Origin of the sequence: Roseibium sp., assembly GCF_965232425.1 — a bacterium.
Taxonomy (GTDB): Bacteria; Pseudomonadota; Alphaproteobacteria; order Rhizobiales; family Stappiaceae; genus Roseibium.
Genome location: NZ_OZ246971.1, coordinates 3,401,861 through 3,423,083 on the forward strand (window position 1 = coordinate 3,401,861; position 21,223 = coordinate 3,423,083).

General features: G+C 61.6%; 22 protein-coding genes. 11 read left to right on the plus strand and 11 right to left on the minus strand.

Annotated features, from left to right (window positions below; genetic code table 11):
- Nucleotides 1-463 precede the first annotated feature (463 nt).
- Nucleotides 464-1,870 (plus strand): RtcB family protein, encoded by a 1,407-nt coding sequence (locus ACO08A_RS15675; RefSeq protein WP_422036937.1) that lies wholly within the window; start codon nt 464-466, stop codon nt 1,868-1,870.
- A gap of 32 nt (nt 1,871-1,902) precedes the next feature.
- Here the strand turns inward: ACO08A_RS15675 and ACO08A_RS15680 are convergent, their stop codons facing one another.
- The 5 genes from ACO08A_RS15680 to ACO08A_RS15700 form a co-directional block, all read right to left on the minus strand.
- The gene (locus ACO08A_RS15680) at nt 1,903-3,105 is read right to left on the minus strand and encodes a multidrug effflux MFS transporter (protein ID WP_422036938.1); all 1,203 of its coding nucleotides are present in this window, start codon (nt 3,103-3,105) and stop codon (nt 1,903-1,905) included.
- Between the two features lie 234 nt (nt 3,106-3,339).
- A complete protein-coding gene (locus tag ACO08A_RS15685) occupies nt 3,340-3,816 on the minus strand; it encodes a DUF6505 family protein (RefSeq protein ID WP_422036939.1) in 477 nt (158 codons plus the stop codon).
- A gap of 4 nt (nt 3,817-3,820) precedes the next feature.
- Nucleotides 3,821-4,522, minus strand: a complete 702-nt coding sequence (locus ACO08A_RS15690; protein ID WP_422036940.1) for a DUF4444 domain-containing protein — start codon at nt 4,520-4,522, stop codon at nt 3,821-3,823.
- Complete coding sequence (locus tag ACO08A_RS15695; protein ID WP_422036941.1) at nt 4,519-5,619, minus strand: Mrp/NBP35 family ATP-binding protein; 1,101 nt, start codon at nt 5,617-5,619, stop codon at nt 4,519-4,521. The genes ACO08A_RS15690 and ACO08A_RS15695 overlap by 4 nt, the downstream gene beginning before the upstream one ends.
- A 7-nt stretch (nt 5,620-5,626) precedes the next feature.
- On the minus strand, nt 5,627-5,815 hold the full coding sequence (locus tag ACO08A_RS15700; RefSeq protein WP_421979593.1) for a DUF6494 family protein: 189 nt from the start codon (nt 5,813-5,815) through the stop codon (nt 5,627-5,629).
- A gap of 119 nt (nt 5,816-5,934) precedes the next feature.
- Between ACO08A_RS15700 and ACO08A_RS15705 the strand changes: the two genes are divergently transcribed.
- Nucleotides 5,935-6,672 (plus strand): hypothetical protein, encoded by a 738-nt coding sequence (locus ACO08A_RS15705; RefSeq protein WP_422036942.1) that lies wholly within the window; start codon nt 5,935-5,937, stop codon nt 6,670-6,672.
- A gap of 16 nt (nt 6,673-6,688) precedes the next feature.
- Here the strand turns inward: ACO08A_RS15705 and ACO08A_RS15710 are convergent, their stop codons facing one another.
- Complete coding sequence (locus ACO08A_RS15710; RefSeq protein WP_422036943.1) at nt 6,689-8,656, minus strand: 4Fe-4S binding protein; 1,968 nt, start codon at nt 8,654-8,656, stop codon at nt 6,689-6,691.
- Nucleotides 8,657-8,852: 196 nt separating this feature from the next.
- Between ACO08A_RS15710 and ACO08A_RS15715 the strand changes: the two genes are divergently transcribed.
- The 9 genes from ACO08A_RS15715 (at nt 8,853) to ACO08A_RS15755 (ending at nt 17,640) form a co-directional block, all read left to right on the plus strand.
- Nucleotides 8,853-9,422, plus strand: coding sequence for a DUF3305 domain-containing protein (locus ACO08A_RS15715; protein ID WP_421979590.1), 570 nt, complete (start codon nt 8,853-8,855; stop codon nt 9,420-9,422).
- Entirely contained in the window at nt 9,419-10,102 is a 684-nt protein-coding gene (locus tag ACO08A_RS15720; RefSeq protein ID WP_422036944.1) for a DUF3306 domain-containing protein, read from the plus strand. The genes ACO08A_RS15715 and ACO08A_RS15720 overlap by 4 nt, the downstream gene beginning before the upstream one ends.
- A 71-nt stretch (nt 10,103-10,173) precedes the next feature.
- Nucleotides 10,174-10,782 (plus strand): TorD/DmsD family molecular chaperone, encoded by a 609-nt coding sequence (locus ACO08A_RS15725; protein ID WP_422036945.1) that lies wholly within the window; start codon nt 10,174-10,176, stop codon nt 10,780-10,782.
- Nucleotides 10,783-10,841: 59 nt separating this feature from the next.
- Nucleotides 10,842-11,042 (plus strand): twin-arginine translocation pathway signal protein, encoded by a 201-nt coding sequence (locus tag ACO08A_RS15730; protein WP_421979587.1) that lies wholly within the window; start codon nt 10,842-10,844, stop codon nt 11,040-11,042.
- A 107-nt stretch (nt 11,043-11,149) separates the two neighbouring features.
- Complete coding sequence (locus ACO08A_RS15735) at nt 11,150-14,041, plus strand: formate dehydrogenase subunit alpha (protein ID WP_422036946.1); 2,892 nt, start codon at nt 11,150-11,152, stop codon at nt 14,039-14,041.
- 12 nt (nt 14,042-14,053) lie between these two features.
- Nucleotides 14,054-14,650, plus strand: a complete 597-nt coding sequence (gene fdh3B, locus ACO08A_RS15740) for a formate dehydrogenase FDH3 subunit beta (RefSeq protein WP_306144908.1) — start codon at nt 14,054-14,056, stop codon at nt 14,648-14,650.
- 143 nt (nt 14,651-14,793) lie between these two features.
- On the plus strand, nt 14,794-16,014 hold the full coding sequence (locus tag ACO08A_RS15745; protein WP_422036947.1) for a formate dehydrogenase subunit gamma: 1,221 nt from the start codon (nt 14,794-14,796) through the stop codon (nt 16,012-16,014).
- Between the two features lie 184 nt (nt 16,015-16,198).
- Nucleotides 16,199-17,515, plus strand: a complete 1,317-nt coding sequence (locus ACO08A_RS15750; protein WP_422036948.1) for a c-type cytochrome — start codon at nt 16,199-16,201, stop codon at nt 17,513-17,515.
- Nucleotides 17,512-17,640: a hypothetical protein gene (locus tag ACO08A_RS15755; RefSeq protein ID WP_319383915.1), complete on the plus strand. Its 129-nt coding sequence runs from the start codon at nt 17,512-17,514 to the stop codon at nt 17,638-17,640. The genes ACO08A_RS15750 and ACO08A_RS15755 overlap by 4 nt, the downstream gene beginning before the upstream one ends.
- A gap of 45 nt (nt 17,641-17,685) precedes the next feature.
- Here the strand turns inward: ACO08A_RS15755 and ACO08A_RS15760 are convergent, their stop codons facing one another.
- The 5 genes from ACO08A_RS15760 to ACO08A_RS15780 form a co-directional block, all read right to left on the minus strand.
- Nucleotides 17,686-18,243: a hypothetical protein gene (locus tag ACO08A_RS15760; RefSeq protein ID WP_422036949.1), complete on the minus strand. Its 558-nt coding sequence runs from the start codon at nt 18,241-18,243 to the stop codon at nt 17,686-17,688.
- A gap of 116 nt (nt 18,244-18,359) precedes the next feature.
- Nucleotides 18,360-19,199 (minus strand): substrate-binding domain-containing protein, encoded by an 840-nt coding sequence (locus tag ACO08A_RS15765; protein WP_422036950.1) that lies wholly within the window; start codon nt 19,197-19,199, stop codon nt 18,360-18,362.
- Nucleotides 19,196-20,014 (minus strand): ATP-binding cassette domain-containing protein, encoded by an 819-nt coding sequence (locus tag ACO08A_RS15770; RefSeq protein WP_422036951.1) that lies wholly within the window; start codon nt 20,012-20,014, stop codon nt 19,196-19,198. The genes ACO08A_RS15765 and ACO08A_RS15770 overlap by 4 nt, the downstream gene beginning before the upstream one ends.
- Nucleotides 20,007-20,714: an ABC transporter permease gene (locus ACO08A_RS15775; RefSeq protein WP_422036952.1), complete on the minus strand. Its 708-nt coding sequence runs from the start codon at nt 20,712-20,714 to the stop codon at nt 20,007-20,009. The genes ACO08A_RS15770 and ACO08A_RS15775 overlap by 8 nt, the downstream gene beginning before the upstream one ends.
- A 127-nt stretch (nt 20,715-20,841) precedes the next feature.
- A complete protein-coding gene (locus ACO08A_RS15780) occupies nt 20,842-21,222 on the minus strand; it encodes a carboxymuconolactone decarboxylase family protein (RefSeq protein WP_421979578.1) in 381 nt (126 codons plus the stop codon).
- Between the last annotated feature and the right edge of the window lies 1 nt (nt 21,223).

The following is a 21,223-nucleotide window of genomic DNA, read 5'->3' on the forward strand; positions in this document are numbered from 1 at the left end:
TTCTTGACCATGAGTGTCCTGTCATTCGTTGCCGCCGCACCCGAAAACACGGTCAGGGCGAATGCCCGCAGAACTACATCGACTCATAATCGCCAGGTTGCGGGTTCGAGTCCCGCCGCTGCAACCAAGTGAGGCAGCGTAGCTCAACCGGTAGAGCAGGAACGTTTTGCACCCATTTGTTGCCCTGACCGCAAATGAATTTGAATGAGGTATCTGAATGCGGCACTGCCGCGATATCGGGGATGCCGGCAGGATTACAGGCAGACGCCTCCCGGCAGGGCCGGGAGGGGAGGCGCGAAAGCGCTTCCCGTGCCAGTTCAAGTCTGACCCGGAGCAATCCGGTGGCGGAAAAGATCTTGCCCGACCTTGCCCCGCATAGCCTGGCGGATGCCGGCAGAAGTGTTGTTCAATGCAACGCGTCCTGCCGCCGCTTGCCGCCAGGCGGGTATGAAGGAAAAAGACGATGACGAATGAAACGGAAACGATGACGCTGACCAGCACGATGCTGGCTGCCTGGGGCCACGAAGAAGGCAAGGCCTTCGGTACCGCCCTCAGGGACGGCCAGGCCGCGCTTGATGAAGGCACACCGCTGGAGGCCGTGCGCCAGATGCTGGAAAGCTACAAGCCGGACCCGGTTCTGCCGCTGGCCGCCTCGGGAGCAAAGCCGTTTCACGTCAACCTGGACGCGGAAGGCGAAGACGAAGAGGTGAACCTGAAGGCGGTCAAGCATCACATGACGGAGCTGATGCGCACACCGACGGTCGAAGCCGGGGCCATCATGCCGGACGCCTGTCCGGCCGGTCCGCTCGGAACCATTCCTGTCGGCGGTGTGGTGGCGGCGCGCGGTGCGATCCATCCGGGGATGCACAGTGCCGATATCTGCTGCTCGGTGATGATGACCGAGTTCGAGGATGCCGACCCGAAGGGGGCTCTGGATGCGGCGCATTCGGTGACCCATTTCGGCGGCGGCGGGCGTGCCAACGGCAAGCGCTTCACCATGTCGATGGACCTTTACGACCAGTTCCGCGAGAACCGGTTCCTGAACAACCCGAAGATCCTGCGTTCGGCGCAGGAGCATCTGGGAACCCAGGGCGACGGCAACCATTTCCTGTTTGTCGGCGTCTCCAGGAAAACCGGCAAGACCGCGATGGTGACCCATCACGGATCGCGCGGACCGGGCGCACTGCTCTACAGGATCGGCATGAGCGTTGCGGAGAAATACCGCAGGAAGCTATCGCCAAAGACCTTGAAGCAGAATGCCTGGATCCCGTCCGAGAGCGAGGAAGGGAAAGCCTATTGGGACGCGTTGCAGCTGATCCGCAAGTGGACCAAGGCCAACCACAACGCTTTGCATCAGGCGACGGTCGAGGCGAGCGGTGCGAGCCACTCGAACCGTTTCTGGAACGAGCATAACTTCGTGTTCGAACGCGACGGGCTCTTCTACCACGGCAAGGGGGCAACGCCTGCCTGGGACGGCTATGCGTCGGACGCGACCGGCCTGACCCTGATCCCGCTGAATATGGCGGAGCCGGTTCTGGTCGTGCGCGGCAAGGACGCCGGTCATGCGCTCGGATTCTCACCGCATGGTGCGGGGCGCAACTTCTCGCGTTCCGAGCACAAGCGCCGTTCGCTCGGCAAGACACCGGAAGAGATGCTCCGCGCAGAAACGGAAGGGCTCGACATCCGCTTCTTCGAGGAGAAGATCGACGTCTCCGAACTGCCGTCCGGCTACAAGAAGGCGGACGCGGTCGTCGCCCAGATCAAGAAATACGGTCTGGCCGAGATCGAGGACTATATCGATCCGTTCGGCTGCATCATGGCCGGCGATATCGAGCCGTTCTGGAAAAAGAAGAAAGGGGCAAGGCGGTAATCCGCCTTGCTTCGCCATTCCTGACGAAACGCTCAAGGCGTGGCCAGCGGCCTTGCTCTGGCGCGCCGCTCGAGAAGCAGGGCGGCTAAGGCGGCCGCCAGTCCGATGGCGGAACTGGCGAGCATGAGCGCAAGCACGGTGACCGGCTGATCGCCTGATCCGATCGCGATACCGGTCAGGCTTGTCAGTGCCGCGCCGCCGGCAAGCGCCATCGAACCGGTCAGTCCCGCGGCGCTCCCGGCGAGATCGGGTCTCACCGACATTGCGCCGGTGTTGCTGCCCGGCATGGTGATGCCATTGCCGATGCCGACAAAGATCGTGCCGGCGAAAAAGGCGTAGGGCGACGCACCGCCCAGAAGAAACACCAGCAAGCCAACCGAAAGACCGATGCAGGCCGTGAGCCGCCCGACCAGCATCATTGCGGGCAGCGGCAGTCGTGACGACAGTTTGCCCGCCAGAAAGCCGCCGGCGGAAAACCCGACGGTGATGCTGCCGATCAGAAACCCGAGTTCCGCGGTGGTCACACCGAAAGAAATTGTCGCGATCAGCGGTGCGCCGGCGAGAAAGATGAAGAAGGCGCCCACCGTGAAGGTCGAGCAGAGTGCATAGGCGGCAAAGCGGGGATCCCTGACGAGTTCAACGATCGCGCGTGCCAGCGGCGGGGCGCCGTCCTGCCTCTCCGGTCTCGTTTCCCCCAGATCGAACCAGCAGAGCGCCAGGATCAGAAGTCCACAGGTCGTGTAGAGATAAAAGCTGGAACGCCAGCCGAACGCGGTGTCCAGAAGCCCACCCAGAACAGGACCAAGCATGGGAACGACGGCCATGCACATGCTGATGTAACCGATCAGTCCCGCGGCCTGTTGCGGCGGGTTCGTGTCACGCACGATGGCGAGCGACAACGTGTTCCCGGCGACGATGCTCCCCTGCAGCATCCGGAACAGCAGAAACACCCAGATATTCTCCGCCAGCGCGCAGACAAATGATGCAGCGCTGAAGAGCACCAGCGCGGCGAGGAGGACAGGACGCCGGCCGTAGCGGTCCGCCAGCGGGCCGACGATCAGTTGTATCACTGCTGTTGCGGCCAGATAGCCCGCAATCGCGATACTCACCAGGGCATAGTCCGTCTGAAGATCCACGGCGATCGTGCCGAGGGACGGCAGGAACATGTTCAGCGACAGCGGTGAAAACGCGGTCAGCAGAATGATCGTGATGAGATGTGGCGGTGTGCGGGCCAAGGGTTTCTCTAATCAGGTCAAGTCAAAAAAAATGCCCCCGTTCGAGGCCGGGGGCACATGGAAAACGGCACGGACCGCCGCTATCGCTCCATGTGCTCGTGTCTCACCACAGTCTGAAAATGACGTGTCATCGGTTGCCTCCGAAGCAAGAGACTAGTCGGCCTCTGCGCCGGCGGCAAGGCACTCGTTCAGGCCGGTCGGGAGTTCAGTCTTGGTTGTCGAGATTCATGGCGTTTATTGCATGTCCCCGTGCATCGCGACGAGATCCAGTTCCGCGGCGGGGGCCTCGATGGCGCTGTAGCTTTCCTTCACGCCTTCATCAGTGAGTTCACGGTGAACGGCAAGCAGCATGTTCTCGTCGTGCTCGGTGCAAAGCTCGGCCATGTAACGGAGTTCGTCCTCGGCGACGCCTCTGGCCGCATCGACCGATGGCGCGCCATAGACTTCGACGAAATGGCGGGCCAGATTGTCGACCAGGGCGGAGAACTCGTCCTCGCTGACCGGCGTGATCGCGACGAAGGTGACACGGCCGAACGTCTCCAGACCGAGCCAGCCGTTTGAAAACGCCTGCCGGGCCTTGCCCACAAGGTCGGCCTCCGTCCAGTCGGAAAACTCGAAGCCTCCCGACAGGCACCATTCACCGGTTCGCGCCGGCGAGAAATAGACATTGCGGTCGCTGTCATCCATGTGGATCGCACGGGCCAGTTTCATGAGTTCAGGTCTCCAGTCGGCTCGAAAGCGGGATCAGGGTCGTCTCGTCCCCGGTTCTGAGCAGCATTCCGAAATTCTCGTCCACCCCGACGAAGGTTCCGGACTTGCCATCGATGTCTATCGGCTCCCCGAGCGTGGGGACAAGGCCGCGCCAGTCGGCGTGAACGGGCCGCAGCCCCTCGTCGAGCCAGCGGTTGATCCAGTAAAGGCTATGGCGCACCCAGGCTTCAAGAAGGCCATCCGGCGTGATTTCGGCGCAGCCTTCCTCGGAGAGATAGGTCGTGTCGGCGTCGGTGCCCGGATTTTCCGTCGAACTGGTCATGTTGAGCTCCAGGCCGAGAACCAGCCAGTCCGGTGTTTCCGCCGGATCCGACGTTGACGCCTTGAGGCGCATCTTTCCGCAGACAGCGCCGTTCACGCGGATCGTGCCGTCCCATTCCAGATGGACGGCGACCTCCGGCGGGGCAAGAGCGCCGAGAGCGGCCTGAAACCCGAGGCCGCAGACGGGCAAGGTCGCCATGGCTTCTTCCAGCGGCACTTCCGGGGTGAAGATCAGGCTGGCTTTCAGGGTGTCGCCTGAGAAATTGTAGACGACCGTACCCGCGTCCGTGCCGGTGATTGCAAGCGCCAGGGCCCGATCGAACGGATCGGCGGGGCCGGTCAGGCCTTCTCCCTGGAACATCGGCGGGAACTGCAGATCGCTCACGCCTGTCCCTCCGCAACGAGTGTTTTCGCGAGTTTTCTGAACACGGCCGCCTCGGGCGCGTCCGGGTTCTCGACCGCGATCGGTGTACCACCGTCACCGGCCAGGCGGATGTTCAGATGCAGCGGGACTTCCGCGAGAAGCGGAACGCCCAGCTTTTCCGCTTCCGCGGCGACGCCGCCATGTCCGAAGACATGTTCCTCGTGACCGCATTTGGAACAGATATGCGTCGACATGTTTTCGATCATTCCGATAATCGGTACCTGCATCTGCTGGAACATGTCGATGCCCTTGCGGGCGTCCAGAAGCGCAACATCCTGCGGCGTCGACACGATGATCGCGCCGTCGACGATGAATTTCTGCGACAGCGTCATCTGGACGTCGCCGGTTCCAGGCGGCAGGTCGACGATGAGAATGTCGAGCGCGCCCCACTGCACCTGGCTCATCATCTGCTGCAGTGCGCCCATCAGCATCGGACCGCGCCAGACAACAGCCTGGTCCCCGGAGGTCATCAGTCCGATGGAGATCAGCGTGACGCCATGGTTGCGCAGCGGCAGGATCATCTGGCCGTCCGGCGATGTCGGGCGTCCGGAGATGCCGAGCATTTTCGGTTGCGACGGACCGTAGACATCCGCGTCGAGCAGACCGACCTTGCGGCCCTCTGCTGCCAGCGCGCAGGCAAGGTTGGCCGCGACCGTCGATTTGCCAACGCCGCCCTTGCCGGAGGCAACGGCAACGACCCTGTCGATCCCGGGGACCCGCTGCGGTCCGGAGGTTCCAGGAGGCGCGGGACGGGGTTTGATCGGCGTGGGTTCGCTCGGCTTGGCCGGTTTGGACGGCTCGGCCGCTTTTTCCGAATGGGCCGTCATGATGATCTGAACGTTTCCGGCCCCGTCGAGCTGCGACAGGCATGATTCGGCCTCGCTCTTCAGCGCTTCCATCTCGTTCATGCGGCTGGCGTCGATTTCCATCACGAAGCGGATGGTGCCTTCGCCGATCTGAAGCGCACGCACCATGCCCATGGCGACGATGTCGTCACCGGTTGCCGGATCCTTGACGGACTTGAGTGAATTTAGAACCGTTTCCCGCGTCAGTGACACGACGTGTTTACCCCTCGATCTCGCCGTTTACCTCATGTTCAAGGCCGATTTCCTCAATCGTCACGACTGCCTTGACCTTGTATTTCCTGCCCTCCGAGGCACCGGCCTTCCTGACCGCTTCCTCGATCGCCTGCTGGGATGTCACGCCGACCTGTTTCAGGAACTTGCGCATGGACATGTTGAATTCGTCGCTCATCTTAACCTCTCTATAAGCAGCGTGTGAATTGACGGCTGAATGATTTCCCCCCTAACCTAACGTGTTCTGTCAGCAACGTGAGGGAGGAGCGCGTGTGCTGCCGTTTTATATTTGCAGTCTTGATCGGACTGTTTTTTGTCGCAGGGCCGGGCGTGACGGGCGAGGCCTTCGCCAAGACATTCCGCCTGAGTGCGCCGGACGACCTTGTCGCGTCCGGCTTCCTGAAGCACCTGTTGCCGCGGTTCTCGCTCAAGACCGGTGTGCGGATTGAAATCGTGCCGGAGACCGGGACCGCCGAGGCGGTCTTTTCGACGTCGAATGCCGGGACTCCGGCCTTTTCGGGTATCGGCAAGGACTGGTATCTGGGCATTGCGGATGCAGGCAATGAACATGTCGCACGCTTCGAGGACTGGCTTGTCAGCGATGTCGGCAAGAACACCATCGCGTCGTTCAAGCCGGACAGCGGGCAGGTGTTCACGGCCGCGGTTGCCAAGCCGAAGGAAGCTGTTTCGGAGGCGATTGCCGGCGACGTCGTTTCCGGAGAGAAACTGGCCGTCGTCCATTGCGGACGCTGCCACATGGTGAACGAGGCGACCCGGCTGACGACAATCGGGTCGTCGCCGTCCTTTGCGGTGATGCGGAGTTTTTCCGACTGGCGCGCGCGCTTCGAAGCGTTCTTCGCCCTGAACCCGCACCCCTCGTTCACGCAGGTGGACGGGGTGACCGAACCCTTCGACATCAGCCGGCCGTCGCCGATCGCACCGGTCGAGATCACGCTGGACGAACTCGATGCCATCCTGGCCTTCGTTTCCAGGATACCGCCGGCCGATCTCGGAGCACCGATCCAGTACCAGTGAACACGTTCCGCCGTTATCAATGGTCGCGCCGTTTGCTGATGTAGTCGTCGGTGGTGCGTACCTTCGGACGTTCTCCCATGGCAAAGGGATTGTTTTCCGAATGGTAGACCGCGTTCACGCGGCAGTCGTCGCACATCTGGATGAGTGACGCGGCCTTGTTGTCCTTGAACATGCCGTGCTTGCCGGCGAGCTTCTCGGTCATGCGTTCCACCATCGAGCGCACGCCGAACGGCTTGCCGCATTCGATGCATTCAAAAGGCTCTTCTTCCTTGAGAACGATGGGTGTCAGGGCTTCGTCGGCAAGGTTCAGGCGCGGATCCAGCGACAGCGCGCTCTCCGGGCAGATGTTGGTGCAGATGCCGCATTGAAGACACGCATCCTCCTGAAAGCGGAGCTGCGGCTTGTCCGGGTTCTCTTTCAAGGCCCCCGAAGGACAAAGGGAAACGCAAGACAGGCAGAGCGTGCAACTGTCCAGCTTGATGTCGAGGGCGCCGTAGGGCGCGCCGGCGGGTAGCGTGATCGGTTCGTCGCCGGAATTCAGCGCCTTTGCGGCAAGCCGCGTAACCTGCCTGCGCGAGCCGACGGGCAGGATGGGCTGCACGGGAAGGGCGCCAGGCGTCTCAACGCGCAGCAGGTCGTCGAGCTGATCCGGATCCGCCGGCTCGATCAGGCTGATCCGGTCATCACCGGCGAGTGTCGCGGTCAGTTCGGCCTGGAAGGGAAGTCCGTCCTTTTCGGTACCCGGCGACAGGAGCAGGGTCACGGACATGAAACCACTCGCGAGGGCGGCCAGCATTTCGGCATGGCCAAAGCCCGCCAAGGCTGCAATCTCGAGCGGAATGACGTCGCTCGGTAGACCCTTGCCGTAACGCGCGCTCAGCCGGATCATGTCAAGCCCGTGGCTTGCGTCGTGAACCAGCAGGCGCGGGCTGCCCGTCCCGAGTTTCCGCCATGTCGATGCGAGTGTCTGAATGCGCTTGAACACATGGTCCACCGGCGGCGCGTCATAGGAGATCGCCCCGGAGGGGCAAACGGCCGAACAGCTGCCGCATCCGGCGCAGGTCATGGGGTCCACAGCGACATGATCGCCAGCAGGCGTGATCGCGCCCGTCGGGCACAGGTTCAGACAGCGGGAGCATCCAGGTTTTTGCGCGCGCGAATGCGCACAGAGCTCTTCGTTCAGCTTGATGTAGATCGGCTTTTCAAAGGTTCCGATCAGCTGCGAGGCATCCATGAGCACCTTGGTGCGCGCCGCCGCGTTGCCGGGATCCGTGCGCAGATAACCTTCGCGTTTTTCGGGAGCGGGGAACAGCGGCTGGGCTCCCCGGCGCAGATCGACGATGATGTCGCAGCCGGTCCGACCGCCATCGCGGGGCTCCGTCCAGTTGAAGGCACCGCGGCCTCCGGGAATGCGTTCCTGGAGGGCATCGAAGGAGAGCTTGAAGCCGCCAAGTGCGCCGGTCGCGCCCTTCAGGCGTCCGCGGACGATGTCGTAGCGCCGGTCGTCGGAGACAGGCAGTTCCGCGTCGGGAGCAAGCAGCACGGTGACGCTCAAGGTCTCGCACAAGAGGTCTGCCGCTTCGCTCGCATCCTCCGTATCGCCGAGAATGATGCATGTTCCGGCTGAAGAGACATCAACGACCTTCTCGCCCGGACGCGGCAGGAGCGCGTCGGCAATCAGCGCTGCCATCTTCGCGCCGGCATCGCCGCTGCCGTCGTTCCATCCGGCGCGGTCACGCAGATCGACGAACAGCGGTTCCTCGGCCTCGATGTCCGCGGCGATTTCCTGAAAGATGCTTTGTTCCTGCCCGCAGGCAATCATCGCATTGCCCGAGCGGATCGCGTCTTCGGCAATGCCGGCCTCGGCCCTGCAGAGTTCAGAGTAGACCCTTGAACAGGAGACGCCGCACGCCTCCTCCAACCGTTCTGCGTCGATCGCCTGGCTTTTGCGGCAATCGCACAGCAGAAGCTTCAAATCTGTCATTCTTGTTGCGTCCTCTCCCGGGACCGCCGGTTCCGGATTCTCCCCACCGGATTCGCGCATGTCCGGCTACCATATCAAGGGCGTATGTCGCATCAGGTCAAGTTCGACTTCCGCCGGACTTGAAATTTCTGCAACTTGCTACAGCATGTAGGGAAGAAAAAGCGGTTGATGATCCGCGGGTGGGAGGAAGTCCGCAGTGACAATTGAAAGAACGCGCTCGATGCCGGTCGGCGTCGTCGTCAGAAGATTGCCCGGCGTGACCAGGTGGCAGAAATGGAGCTGGCGGCCGGTCTCCCTGCTTCCGGGCGCGAAAGCCGCCGACTGGGAAGTGATGCGGCAGGAAGGCGATGCTGTCGAATATCACGCGGCAACGCTGAACCTGGAACTCTACCGGACGGATACCGAAGCCTATCTCACCGCGCTTTCGGACAAGGTCCCGTCCATTTACGTGATCATGCGCCCGGCCGACGAGGTGGATCGCGATGTGCCCATGGACGTCATGCTGCTCACGGCATCCGCCTATGAGGGGCAGGACTATGCCGACACGAGCGACGTCATGGTGGAAAAGGTGCCTATGCCTCCGGGGCTGATTGCCTGGATCCGCGATTTCGTCGAACTGCATCACGAGGACGAGATCTTCATCAAGCGCAAGCGTGACAAGAAGCGGATCGACCTGAAAGAGGACGGCATCGGGGACGCCCGCATCCGGCAGATCAGCGACGTCTACCGTGCGCCCGGCCGCAAGCCCAAGGACACCCTGCAATGAGCGGCGGCGGTCAGGACGAGACCGGCGGCGATTTCTGGTCGCGCCGGAAGGCGGCGGTCCGCAAGGCGGAAGAAGCCGAACAGGTAAAGGAGCAGGCCGCCCTGGCGGCGGAAGAACGGGCGGCGCTGGAAGAAAAGAGCGATGAGGACGTGCTGGAGGAACTCGGTCTGCCCGATCCGGAGACCCTGACGAAGGAAGACGACTTTTCCGGGTTCCTGTCTGCGGCCGTGCCGGAACGGATCCGGCGGCGCGCGCTCCGCAGGCTCTGGGGCCTCAATCCCGTGCTGGCGAATCTCGACGGGCTCGTCGACTATGCAGAAGACTATACCGACGCCGCGACGGTCGTGAACAATCTGCAGACCGTCTACAAGATCGGGAAAGGCATGCTGGAGCAATTCGCGGAGGCTGAAGACGCTGCCGAGGCAGTGCCCGATTTGAATCCGGATAAAACCGGAGAAGAAAACATTTCAAAAGAAAATGAAGCCGTCGAAGATGATGCTGCGGCGCACAATGATTATGTTGAAAATGAACAAGCATCTGTGCAATTGACGCAAGCAGACGATATCCTGCAATCTCAAGAAAAGCAGGAGAACCGGGCGGAGTCGCAAGAATCGGAAGCCGAAAAAGTTGAGTTCGACTTTCAGGTAACACGGCGGCGCTTGCGGTTCGACTACAGTTGATACTAAAGTTGAATGTAAGAGGCGCGCCAAAAAGGTGAAACTGGTCAGCGCACGAGGGAGGACGATCGCGGATGTCCGCAGCGGTCACGGAATATGTCATCGATCCTGAAGATCAGGCTCGATCAGAACTCTATGATTTTATTGGACTGTTGCTGGTCAAGCCGGCAGACGCCGCCCTGTTGAAGCAAGTCTCGGGACTTTCAGCTGACGACACAACGCTCGGAAACGCGCTGGGCGTGCTTGCCAAAGTCGCCTCGGTAACATCGGCCGAAACCGCAGAGCGCGAGTTCAATGCCCTGTTCGTCGGGCTGGGGCGCGGTGAACTTCTTCCCTATGCAAGTCACTATCTCACCGGGTTTCTGAATGAGAAGCCGTTAGCAAACCTGCGCGCCGACATGGCAAGACGCGGGATCGGACGCGCCGACGGCACCCATGAACCGGAAGACAACATCGCCTCGCTCATGGAAATGATGGCAGGCATGATCGTCGGCCGCTTCGGCACCGTTACGTCGGTGGCTGAACAGAAGCAGTTCTTCCAGGATCATGTCGAGCCTTGGGCAATACACTTTTTCTCGGATCTTGAAGCATCGAAAACCTCCGTCTTCTACGGGGCGGTCGGTGCTTTGGGGCGGCAGTTTATGGAGATTGAGGCCGAGGCCTTCGGTATGCTGCCGAATTGAAGTTCACGTTGGCAATTTAAGTGGCCGCGGGCCGCTGCAAGGAGAGGAGGATTGCAACGATGAAAAAGCCCGATCAAGCGGTGCCCCGTGAGGGTTCTGGCCGCCGGGATTTCCTGAAACTGGCGGCCCTGTCGGCCCCTGTAGCCGTGGCCGCGACAGCGGTTTCCGGCACCGCTCAAGCAGCGGAAGTGGATCTTACATCCGACAAGATGCAGGACACAGCGCACACCCGCGCCTACTTCGACAGCGCCCGGTTCTAACCGGACCCTGACTTCACACCCGGCCTATGGTTGCGTGACGCCCGCTGGCCGGTTCGCTGAAAACCAACCCAGCAGTATCGGACCCGATACAAGCAAGGTAGGGCAATATGCTTAGGAAAAAGACCAATGGGGTTGCGCGACGCCCCCAGGGTGCAAGTATCCTTAGAGACGCTGCACACAAATCGGTAGACCGCCGGACATTCCTGAAGGGATCCGGAGTTGCCGCAGGTGGCCTGGCCGCCATTACCGCAACAGGCGGTACCGTTACACAGGCACAGGCCCAGTCGTCCGACGAGGCCGTCAATCTCGTAAAATCCGTCTGCACACACTGCTCCGTCGGCTGCACCGTCATCGCCGAAGTGAAGAACGGCGTGTGGACCGGCCAGGAGCCGGGATGGGACAGCCCCTTCAACCTCGGTGCGCACTGCGCCAAGGGCGCTGCGGTCCGCGAGCACGCACATGGCGAGCGTCGGCTGAAGTACCCGATGAAAAAAGAAGGCGGCGAATGGAAACGTGTCAGCTGGGACGAGGCGATCAACGCCATCGGCGACCAGATGATGCAGATTCGCGAGGAAAGCGGACCGGACAGTGTTTATTGGCTCGGCTCGGCGAAGCACAACAACGAGCAGGCCTACCTGTTCCGCAAGTTCGCAGCCTACTGGGGCACGAACAACGTCGACCACCAGGCCCGTATCTGCCACTCGACGACGGTTGCCGGCGTAGCCAATACATGGGGCTACGGCGCCATGACCAACAGCTACAACGACATCCACAATTCCAAGGCCATCTTCATCATCGGCGGCAACCCGGCTGAAGCTCACCCGGTTTCCCTGCTGCACGTGCTGCGCGCCAAGGAACAGAACAACGCTCCGGTGATCGTGTGCGATCCGCGCTTCACGCGCACCGCCGCCCACGCCGACGAATATGTGCGCTTCCGTCCGGGTACGGACGTGGCCCTGATCTGGGGTATTCTCTGGCACATCTTCGACAATGGCTGGGAAGACAAGGAGTTCATCCGGACGCGTGTCTGGGGCATGGACCAGATCCGCGAAGAAGTCGCCAGGTGGTCACCTGACGAAGTCGAGCGTGTCACCGGTACCCCGGAAAGCCAGCTGAAGCGCGTCGCGCGGACGCTTGCCAACAACCGTCCGGGCACCGTGATCTGGTGCATGGGCGGCACCCAGCACACCAACGGCAACAACAACACGCGTGCCTACTGCGTGCTGCAGCTTGCCCTCGGCAACATGGGCACCACCGGTGGCGGAACCAACATCTTCCGCGGCCACGACAACGTTCAGGGCGCAACGGACCTTGGCGTTCTCAGCCACACGCTGCCGGGCTACTACGGCCTGAGCGCAGGTGCCTGGGGCCACTGGGCACGCGTCTGGGACGAGGATCCGGACTGGCTGAAAGCGCAGTTCGCGACCGTGAAAGGCTCTGACGGCAAGGAAAAGAGCCTTCAGAACCTCACCGGTATCCCGGTCAGCCGCTGGATCGACGGCGTCCTCGAGGACCCGGCAAACACCGACCAGCCGAATGCGGTTCGCGCGATGGTTCTCTGGGGCCACGCCCCGAACTCGCAGACCCGCATGACGGAAATGAAGACCGCCATGGAAAAGCTGGATATGCTGGTCGTGATCGACCCCTATCCGACGGTTTCCGCCGTGCTTCATGACCGCACCGACGGCGTCTACTTGCTGCCGGCCTGTACGCAGTTCGAGACCCGCGGGTCCGTGACCGCGTCGAACCGCTCGCTGCAGTGGCGCGACAAGGTGGTCGAGCCGCTCTTCGAGAGCCTTCCGGACGAAGTCATCATGGCCAAGTTCGCGAACAAGTTCGGCTGGGGAGACAGGCTGTTCCGCAACATCGAAATGGACGATCCGGAAACACCGAACGTGGAAAGCATCACCCGCGAGTTCAACAGCGGGCTGTGGACGATCGGTTATACCGGGCAGTCGCCGGAGCGCATCAAGTCGCACATGGCGAACCAGCATACGTTCGACCGCACCACGCTTCAGGCCGTGGGCGGACCGAATGACGGCGAATACTACGGTATGCCGTGGCCATGCTGGGGCACCGCCGACATGAAGCACCCGGGCACACCGAACCTTTACGACATGTCCAAGCCTGTCGCTGAAGGCGGTCTGTGTTTCCGCGCACGCTTCGGCGTCGAGCGGGACGGCGACAACCTGCTCGCCGACGGTGTTTCGAACCCCGGTTCGGAAATCCAGGACGGCTATCCCGAGTTCACGATGCAGATGCTCATGGACCTTGGATGGGATGGCGACCTGACCGACGAGGAACGTGCGTCGATCGAAGCGGTCGCAGGACCGAAGACGAACTGGAAGACCGACCTTTCCGGCGGCATCCAGCGCGTTGCGATCAAGCATGGCTGCGCACCCTTCGGTAACGCGAAGGCCCGCGCCGTCGTCTGGACGTTCCCGGATCCGGTGCCGCTGCACCGCGAGCCGCTCTACACCAACCGCCGCGACCTGGTGGCAGACTATCCGACCTATGAGGACCGGAAATTCTACCGCCTGCCAACGCTCTATGCCTCTATCCAGAAGCAGGACTTCTCGAAGGATTATCCAATCATCCTGACGTCCGGCCGCCTGGTGGAATACGAGGGCGGTGGTGACGAGACCCGGTCCAACCCGTGGCTTGCCGAACTTCAGCAGGACATGTTCGTTGAGATCAATCCTCGTGATGCCAACAACCTGGGTGTGCGCGACGGTGCGCAGGTCTGGGTCGAAGGCCCTGAGGGCGGCAAGGTGAAAGTCATGGCAATGGTGACCGAGCGGGTCGGGGAAGGCGTCGCCTTCATGCCGTTCCACTTCGGTGGTCATTACCAGGGCGAGGATCTCAGGTCGAAGTATCCGAAAGGTGCCGACCCCTATGTCCTCGGCGAAAGCTGTAACACCGCTCAGACGTATGGCTACGACTCAGTGACCCAGATGCAGGAGACGAAAGCGACTCTCTGCAAGATCTCGGCCGCGTAAGGAGGAGACGCAATGGCTGCAAGAGCAAAATTCCTTTGTGACGCTGAGCGATGCATTGAGTGCAATGCCTGTGTCACGGCTTGCAAAAACGAAAATGAAGTGCCGTGGGGGATCAATCGCCGCCGGGTCGTGACCATCAATGATGGCAGCCCGGGTGAACGGTCGATCTCCGTGGCCTGCATGCACTGTTCGGACGCGCCCTGCATGGCGGTGTGCCCGGTCGATTGTTTCTACCAGAACGAAGAAGGTGTGGTTCTTCACTCGAAGGACCTGTGCATTGGCTGCGGCTACTGCTTCTACGCCTGTCCGTTCGGCGCCCCGCAGTTCCCGCAGGCCGGGAACTTCGGATCGCGCGGCAAGATGGACAAGTGCACCTTCTGTGCAGGTGGTCCGGAAGAAAACAATTCGACCGCCGAACGCGCGAAATACGGTGCCAACCGTATCGCGGAAGGCAAGCTGCCGCTTTGTGCGGAAATGTGCTCCACCAAGGCCCTGCTTGCCGGTGATGGCGACGTCGTGTCGGCCATCTACCGTGAGCGTGTGGTTGCCCGCGGCTTCGGCTCCGGCGCTTGGGGCTGGGGCTCCGCCTACGGTCAAAGAGGCGGGTAAACCGGACTGCGTCCGGCGGTGGCAGAGGGGCTCTGCCGCCGGACCTTCCCGGTCCCTCTCTAAATCTGAACGGGGCGGCAAACTTGCCGCCCTCTTCATCTCTGGTAGGCTTTAAACGCTGCACAAGGAATGAGGATCCGGCTATGAAACGCTTGGTTTTGGCTGTTGTTGTTCTTCTGGCATTTCTGTCTCCGGCACTTGCCCAGGAGCAGCCCCAGGAGCCACCGCAGGCCGATCGGAGCGCGACCGGCGGTGCGCAGACGCTCGAAGACATCATGAAGCGCCAGCGCGGTGAAAAGGTCGATAACGATTTCAGGCGCAATGCCACCGGGGATCCCGACTCGGCAGCCGGAATGACAAATCAGCTGGGAACGCTCGGAGGGGTGTCCGATCCCGAATTGTGGCGCGCCCTGCGTTTCGGATCCGCCGATATTACGGTCTCGTCCGGCGGCAAGGAAGCCACTGTCCTGATGCAGGACGGCGGCATGCGCTGGCTTGAAATCCGAAACGGGCCGTTGAAAACCTACGGTGCCTATCTGCTCGCCGGCACGCTTGCCTTCCTTGCCCTGTTCTACCTGCTTCGCGGCCGGATCCGGATCGACGGCGAAAAGACCGGCCGGACCATCACGCGTTTCAAGATGATCGAAAGATTCGGGCACTGGCTGCTCGCCGGCAGTTTCATTTTGCTTGCCGTTACAGGTCTGATCGTTCTCTTCGGGCGGGTCGCCATCATCCCGCTGCTCGGAAAGGATGCCTATGCGCCCATCGCGCTGGCGTCCAAATGGGTCCACAACAACGTGTCCTGGGCCTTCATGCTCGGCCTTGTGATGATTTTCGTCATGTGGGTTGTGCACAACATCCCGAACAAGACGGATCTGAAATGGATCGCGGTCGGGGGCGGCCTCCTGAAAAAAGGCGTGCACCCTCCGGCGAAGAAATTCAACTTCGGGCAGAAGATGATTTTCTGGGGCGTGATCGTCCTTGGGGCCTCGATTTCCGCCTCGGGCATTTCACTGCTGTTTCCGTTCGATTTCCCGATGTTCGCCAAGACCTTCGAAATCCTGAACAATCTCGGTCTGCCGCAACTTGTCGGGCTCGGCACCCTGCCGACCGAACTCGCGCCGCACGAGGAAATGCAGTACGCCCAGCTCTGGCATACGATCGTTGCGTTCCTGATGATCGCCATGATCCTCGCTCACATCTACATCGGTTCCGTGGGCATGGAAGGTGCTTACGATGCCATGGGGTCCGGCGAGGTCGAGCTGCAGTGGGCGCGTGAGCACCACGGCCTGTGGGTCAAGGAAGTCGAAGAGGCGCAGCGCAAGTCCGAAGCGCCCGACAAGAACGCGGTTCCTGCTGAGTAGGGCAGAAACGGTGGTGTTGGGTTTGAAATCCGTCTCGGTGTCTTCCCGGCCAAGCGACAGGCAGAGCCGGGACCCATTCTCTTGGTTTGGCGTTGCGATTTCCAGGTGGATGCGCGGTCTTCATGGCTCATGCTCTCCGGGTCAGAGCAAGCGGGGCCCCCGGATCGCCCCGAGAGCGTCTGCGGTGACGGTATTGTTCCTGTCTTTGTCCGCCTTCGGCCCGTCATTTGCCGCCGATTTCGAGACACTGAAGGGGCATGGCGGTCCTGTCATGGACATCACCGTCTCCCGGGACAGCGGGCGTGTTGCGACGGCAAGCTTCGACAATGCGGTCGGGATCTGGTCCGGGCGCAAACCGGACTGGCTGGACGGGCACGAGGCCGCTGTCAAGGTGGTGCGCTTCGTCACTGATGATCTCGTTGTCTCGGCCGGTGATGACAACGCCCTGATCCTCTGGAACCTTGAGAACGGCTCCCAGGAAAAACGCGAAGGCCACACGGCCAAGGTCATGGGCCTGGCGGTGTCCCCTGACGGCAGGACGATCGCCAGCGCAAGCTGGGACGCGAAAATCGGCCTCTGGCCGGTGGATGGCGGCGCGCCGACATTCCTGAGCGGTCACAGCGCAGGCGTGAACAAGGTCGCGTTTTCGGCGGATGGGGCCTGGCTTTATTCAGCCTCCGTCGACGGGTCCATCATACTCTGGGATGTCGCGGCCAAGGCCGAAAAGCGCGTCATAGTCCGAAACGGCTTCGGCGTGAACGTGCTGGCGCTCGGCGGCCGCAACAGCAATGAGACCTGGGTGGCCTACGGATCGCAGGACGGTGTCACGCGGATCGTCGACATTGAAAGCGGCGAGCGGCTCCACGACTTCACGCTGGAACGGCGGCCCATTCTCGCCATGTCCTTGAGCGAAGACGGCAAGCGGCTCGCGACCGGTGACGGCCACGGCTACATCACCGTTTTCGATACCGAAACATGGACGATCGAATCCGATTTCAAGGCAGCATTGAAGGGACCGATCTGGGCGCTGGCCTTTTCGAAGGATGGCGAGGTTCTGCATGCGGGCGGGATCGAGGATATCGTCTATTCCTGGCCGGTTGCCGGCCTTGGAAAGTTCGATCCGATGGCGAAGGAAACGCCGCAATTCCTGCGCCAGCCGGAGCAGATGTCGAACGGCGAACGGCAGTTCGCGCGCAAGTGTTCCATCTGCCACGCCCTGACCGAGGGCAGTGCGCGCAAGGCAGGGCCGAGCCTTTACGAGGTCTTCGGACGACGCGCCGGTACGCTGCCGGACTACCCCTATTCGAAAACCCTGACCGGGTCTGATATCATCTGGACGGAAGAGACGATCGATCAGCTGTTTCTGGATGGCCCGGATCACTTCATCCCCGGCTCGAAAATGCCGATGCAGGTGATCGCCAAGCCCGAGGACCGGACCGACCTGGTCAACTATCTGAAAACGGCGGCTGGCTCGCAGAACAAGAACGGAGAAACACAATGAGAGCTATGTTCGCGGCCTTTGCCGCAATCGTGGTCATTTCGATCGGTGCGAGCCAGGTTCTCGATCGCGCGGGCTTCTCAAGCGCCGAGCAGGGCAGCAGTTCCTCTGTCAGGCTGGGAGAGTAAGCCTGTCCACCAAGGCCCCACTGCCTGGCCGTATCACGGTGCACTTTACATCATCGCGCCGAGCGACTTTTCAGTGAAGACCCGGATATAGTCGCCGGGCGATGACCCCGCCCAGAACACCCACAGGCGATTGGGGTTCCGGCTGTCGACCCAGACCCGGTCGCCCGGTTCCAGTCCGCGCAATTCGGTGCCGATGTAGTTCACATCATTGTTCGCGAGAAAGTCGGTTGCCGCCATCGTGTCCTGAAACGCGGCGATGCCGAGGACGGGGGCATCGAAGTCAACGTAGCCGTAGTGAACACCTGCAAAACTGTCGAAGAAGACATAGTGGCTTGCGATGGTTTCGCCCTGCCGGATGATGCCGTTGTCGCCTCCGAAATCGACCCGGATCGGCTCCGTCAGAACGATGTTCTGGTCCTCGTCAAATGCGTAAAGGTTGTCGGTGTTGAAGTTGTCGGCACCGACGCTGAAAGGCGTGCTCGTATCCAGCAGGACGAATTTGCCGTTGCCGCGCTGGTCGACAATCTCACCGCCAAGCACCACGGCCATCGCCGGGCTTGCGACGGCCAATGCCAGAACTGACGGGATGAGCCTTTTCAGCATGATGTCTCCAACCGCGTTGGCAGACACCATGCCGTATCAGCGCGGCCGCCAACAATCACAGACCGGTCACAGTCTCGTGTGCGGCACCTTCGCTGTCCGGGATGGTTCAATCGCGGTCAGCTGGAACCGTCATTGGCGTTTGGAAAAAACAGCTGCTGACCGTCGACCGTGTAGTCGGCGATCGCGGCCTGGCCTTCCTTGGACAGCAGCCAGTCGATGAACTCCTGGCCCATTTCGGCTTTCACATGCGGATGCACCTCGGGGTTTACCAGGATCACGCCGTACTGATTGAACATGCGCGGGTCACCTTCGACCATGATTTCGTGCGTGCCCTTGTTGCCGAAGGCGATCCATGTTGCCCGGTCCGTCATGGCATAGGCGTCCATGCCGATGGCCGTGTTCAAGGTGGAGCCCATGCCCGAACCTGTTTCCCGGTACCATGTCCCGGACGACGCGGCTGCATCGATGTCCGCGGCTTTCCAGAGGCGGCGTTCCGCCTTGTGCGTGCCGCTGTCGTCACCGCGCGAGGCGAAGGGTACCTCGGCTTCCGCGATCTTCGGCAGAGCGGCCACCACGTCGCGGCTGCCCTTGATCCCTGCAGGGTCGGAAGTGGGGCCGACGATCACGAAGTCATTGTACATGACGTCGGCGCGGGAGAGGCCGAACCCGTCGGCAACGAACTTTTCCTCGGACGGTTTCGAATGCACCAGGAGCACGTCGCCGTCGCCATTGACGGCGTTGCGGATCGCCTGACCCGTACCGACGGCGACAACGCGTACCTCGATCCCCGTCTTGTCCCGGAAGGTGGGAAGAATTTGGTCGAACAGGCCCGAATTCTGGGTTGAGGTGGTCGATTGCACGATGATGAATTTCTCGTCGTCGGCATGGGCAACAGAAACAGCCACCGCGCCTGCAACAAGCGTTGCAATCGCGAGCCTCAACAGGTGTCTGATCAAGGTGTCCTCCTGGATCGGTCCGCAATGGACCGGGTATCGGGGCCAAGGTAAAGCCTGCCGTCGTGCCACGCGCGGGCCGGTTCGCTTTGCGGCGCATTCAGGACCTGGTGCGCGGATCCTGTTTCGGCAACTACGCCATCCTGAAGGAAGATGACGTCCTCGCCGAGACGGTGGGCCTGACCGGAATCGTGGGTGACGAGGACGATCGTGACACCGCGGGCATTGGCTTCCAGCACGAGGTTCTCGATCGCGGCGGTAGAGGCGGGGTCGAGATTCGCCGTTGGTTCGTCCAGAAACAGGAGGTCGGGATCGCACGCAAGCGCCCGGACAACTGCCAGTCGCTGCTGTTCGCCGCCGGAGAGAACGCGCGCCGGCCGTTTGGCAAGATGATCGAGACCGGCGGAGGCGAGGGCGGCGTTGATCTTGCGCGCACGCTCCGAACCGCGAAGGCCGCGTACCGACAGGGCAAATTTGAGATTGGCGAGAACGGACCGCCGCAACAGGACCGGGCGCTGGAACACCATCGCCTGCGAGCGCAGATCCTGTTTCGTGAGCGTGTGACCCTGCCAGGAGATCGTGCCCTGCTGTGGCTTGATCAACCCGTGGAGCAACCGCAGCAGCAGGCTCTTGCCTGCGCCGTTGGGTCCCATGACAAGGGTCCGCGATCCTTTTCGGATCGCCACATCGACACCGTTCAGAAGCCGCTGGCCGCCTGCTTCGAAGACAAGGCCACGCGCTTCCAGAAGCGGCTCAGGTGCAAGCGACTCTCGTGAGGCGGATGCCGCGGCAGGCATATCGAAACCGGCGTCACGCATAGGCGGCCCTCACGGCAGAGGCTTTCAGGGCCATGACGCAGGCGGTCACCGAGAAGGCAATCGCCAGAAGAACGACACCGAGAGCGAGCGCGAGCTGGAGGTTTCCCTTCGAGGTTTCCAGTGCGATCGTCGTGGTCATCACGCGCGTCACGTGGTTGATGTTGCCACCGACGATCAGGACGGCACCGACCTCGGCAACCGCCCGTCCGAAACCGGCGAGCGCGACGGTGAGCAGGCTGTAGCGGGCGTCCCACAGCAGGGACAGCATCCGGTCCAACGCGCCGACGCCAAGGGAGGCAAACTGTTCGGCATATTCGCGGTTCAGGTCTTCGACCACCTGGCGTGTCAGCGCGGCTACGATGGGTGTGACGATGATCATCTGGGCGATGATCATCGCGCTCGGTGTATAGAGAAGGCGCAACGGGCCGAACGGACCGGATGCCGACAGCATCAGGTAGACAACGAGACCGACCACGACCGGCGGCAGTCCCATCAGGGCGTTCAGTGTAACGGAGAGGAACGTGCGTCCGGGAAAGCGGAAGACGCCGACGGCAGCCCCGAGCGGCAATCCGATCAGGCAGGCAAAAAAGACGGCCGTGAGCGTGACCCGCATCGACAGGCCGATGATCTCCAGAAGATCCGGATCAAGTGCAAAGACGAGGGCAAATGCCCCGCCCAGGACGCTCCAGAATCCGTCCATTTACGCGTTTCCTCCCAAGCTTCGGGAAAAAATAGCGTAAAATGCATAAAAATCCAACTCAAACCTTGTGCGAAGGCCATGTTCCCGCCGGATGCCCCGCACGCTGTGCAGCCGTGGTCCGATGGCGTTATGCGACGCCCTGTTCTTCAAGCACCTTCCGGGCAACCCGGAAGCACTCCAGCGCCTGTGGAACGCCGCAATAAATGCCGACCACATGGATGATGGCCTGGATTTCCTTCTTGGTAACGCCGTTGTTGATGGCGCCCCTGCAGTGGATTTCCCACTCGGTCATCTTTCCGAGCGCACCGATCATCGCCAGGTTCATCATGGACCGGGTCTTGGCATCGATGACCTCGTCGCCCCAGCCGAATCCCCAGCACCACGCCGTCATTGCTTCCTGAAACGGACGGGTGAAGTCATCCGCCTTGGCCAGATTGTTTTCGACATACTCGGCGCCAAGCGTCGCCTTGCGCTGTTCCAGTCCTTTTTCGAACAGATCCTGATCCATC

Bases quoted from the DNA above. Each gene is read 5' to 3' on its own strand.
- ACO08A_RS15755 (WP_319383915.1), top strand. From the start codon at position 17,512: ATGAGAGCTATGTTCGCGGCCTTTGCCGCAATCGTGGTCATTTCGATC.
- ACO08A_RS15700 (WP_421979593.1), bottom strand. From the start codon at position 5,815: ATGAGCGACGAATTCAACATGTCCATGCGCAAGTTCCTGAAACAGGTC.
- ACO08A_RS15760 (WP_422036949.1), bottom strand. From the start codon at position 18,243: ATGCTGAAAAGGCTCATCCCGTCAGTTCTGGCATTGGCCGTCGCAAGC.
- ACO08A_RS15730 (WP_421979587.1), top strand. From the start codon at position 10,842: ATGAAAAAGCCCGATCAAGCGGTGCCCCGTGAGGGTTCTGGCCGCCGG.
- ACO08A_RS15745 (WP_422036947.1), top strand. From the start codon at position 14,794: ATGAAACGCTTGGTTTTGGCTGTTGTTGTTCTTCTGGCATTTCTGTCT.
- ACO08A_RS15775 (WP_422036952.1), bottom strand. From the start codon at position 20,714: ATGGACGGATTCTGGAGCGTCCTGGGCGGGGCATTTGCCCTCGTCTTT.
- ACO08A_RS15710 (WP_422036943.1), bottom strand. From the start codon at position 8,656: ATGACAGATTTGAAGCTTCTGCTGTGCGATTGCCGCAAAAGCCAGGCG.
- ACO08A_RS15780 (WP_421979578.1), bottom strand. From the start codon at position 21,222: ATGGATCAGGATCTGTTCGAAAAAGGACTGGAACAGCGCAAGGCGACG.
- ACO08A_RS15735 (WP_422036946.1), top strand. From the start codon at position 11,150: ATGCTTAGGAAAAAGACCAATGGGGTTGCGCGACGCCCCCAGGGTGCA.
- ACO08A_RS15725 (WP_422036945.1), top strand. From the start codon at position 10,174: ATGTCCGCAGCGGTCACGGAATATGTCATCGATCCTGAAGATCAGGCT.
- ACO08A_RS15720 (WP_422036944.1), top strand. From the start codon at position 9,419: ATGAGCGGCGGCGGTCAGGACGAGACCGGCGGCGATTTCTGGTCGCGC.
- ACO08A_RS15685 (WP_422036939.1), bottom strand. From the start codon at position 3,816: ATGAAACTGGCCCGTGCGATCCACATGGATGACAGCGACCGCAATGTC.
- fdh3B (WP_306144908.1), top strand. From the start codon at position 14,054: ATGGCTGCAAGAGCAAAATTCCTTTGTGACGCTGAGCGATGCATTGAG.
- ACO08A_RS15770 (WP_422036951.1), bottom strand. From the start codon at position 20,014: ATGCGTGACGCCGGTTTCGATATGCCTGCCGCGGCATCCGCCTCACGA.
- ACO08A_RS15675 (WP_422036937.1), top strand. From the start codon at position 464: ATGACGAATGAAACGGAAACGATGACGCTGACCAGCACGATGCTGGCT.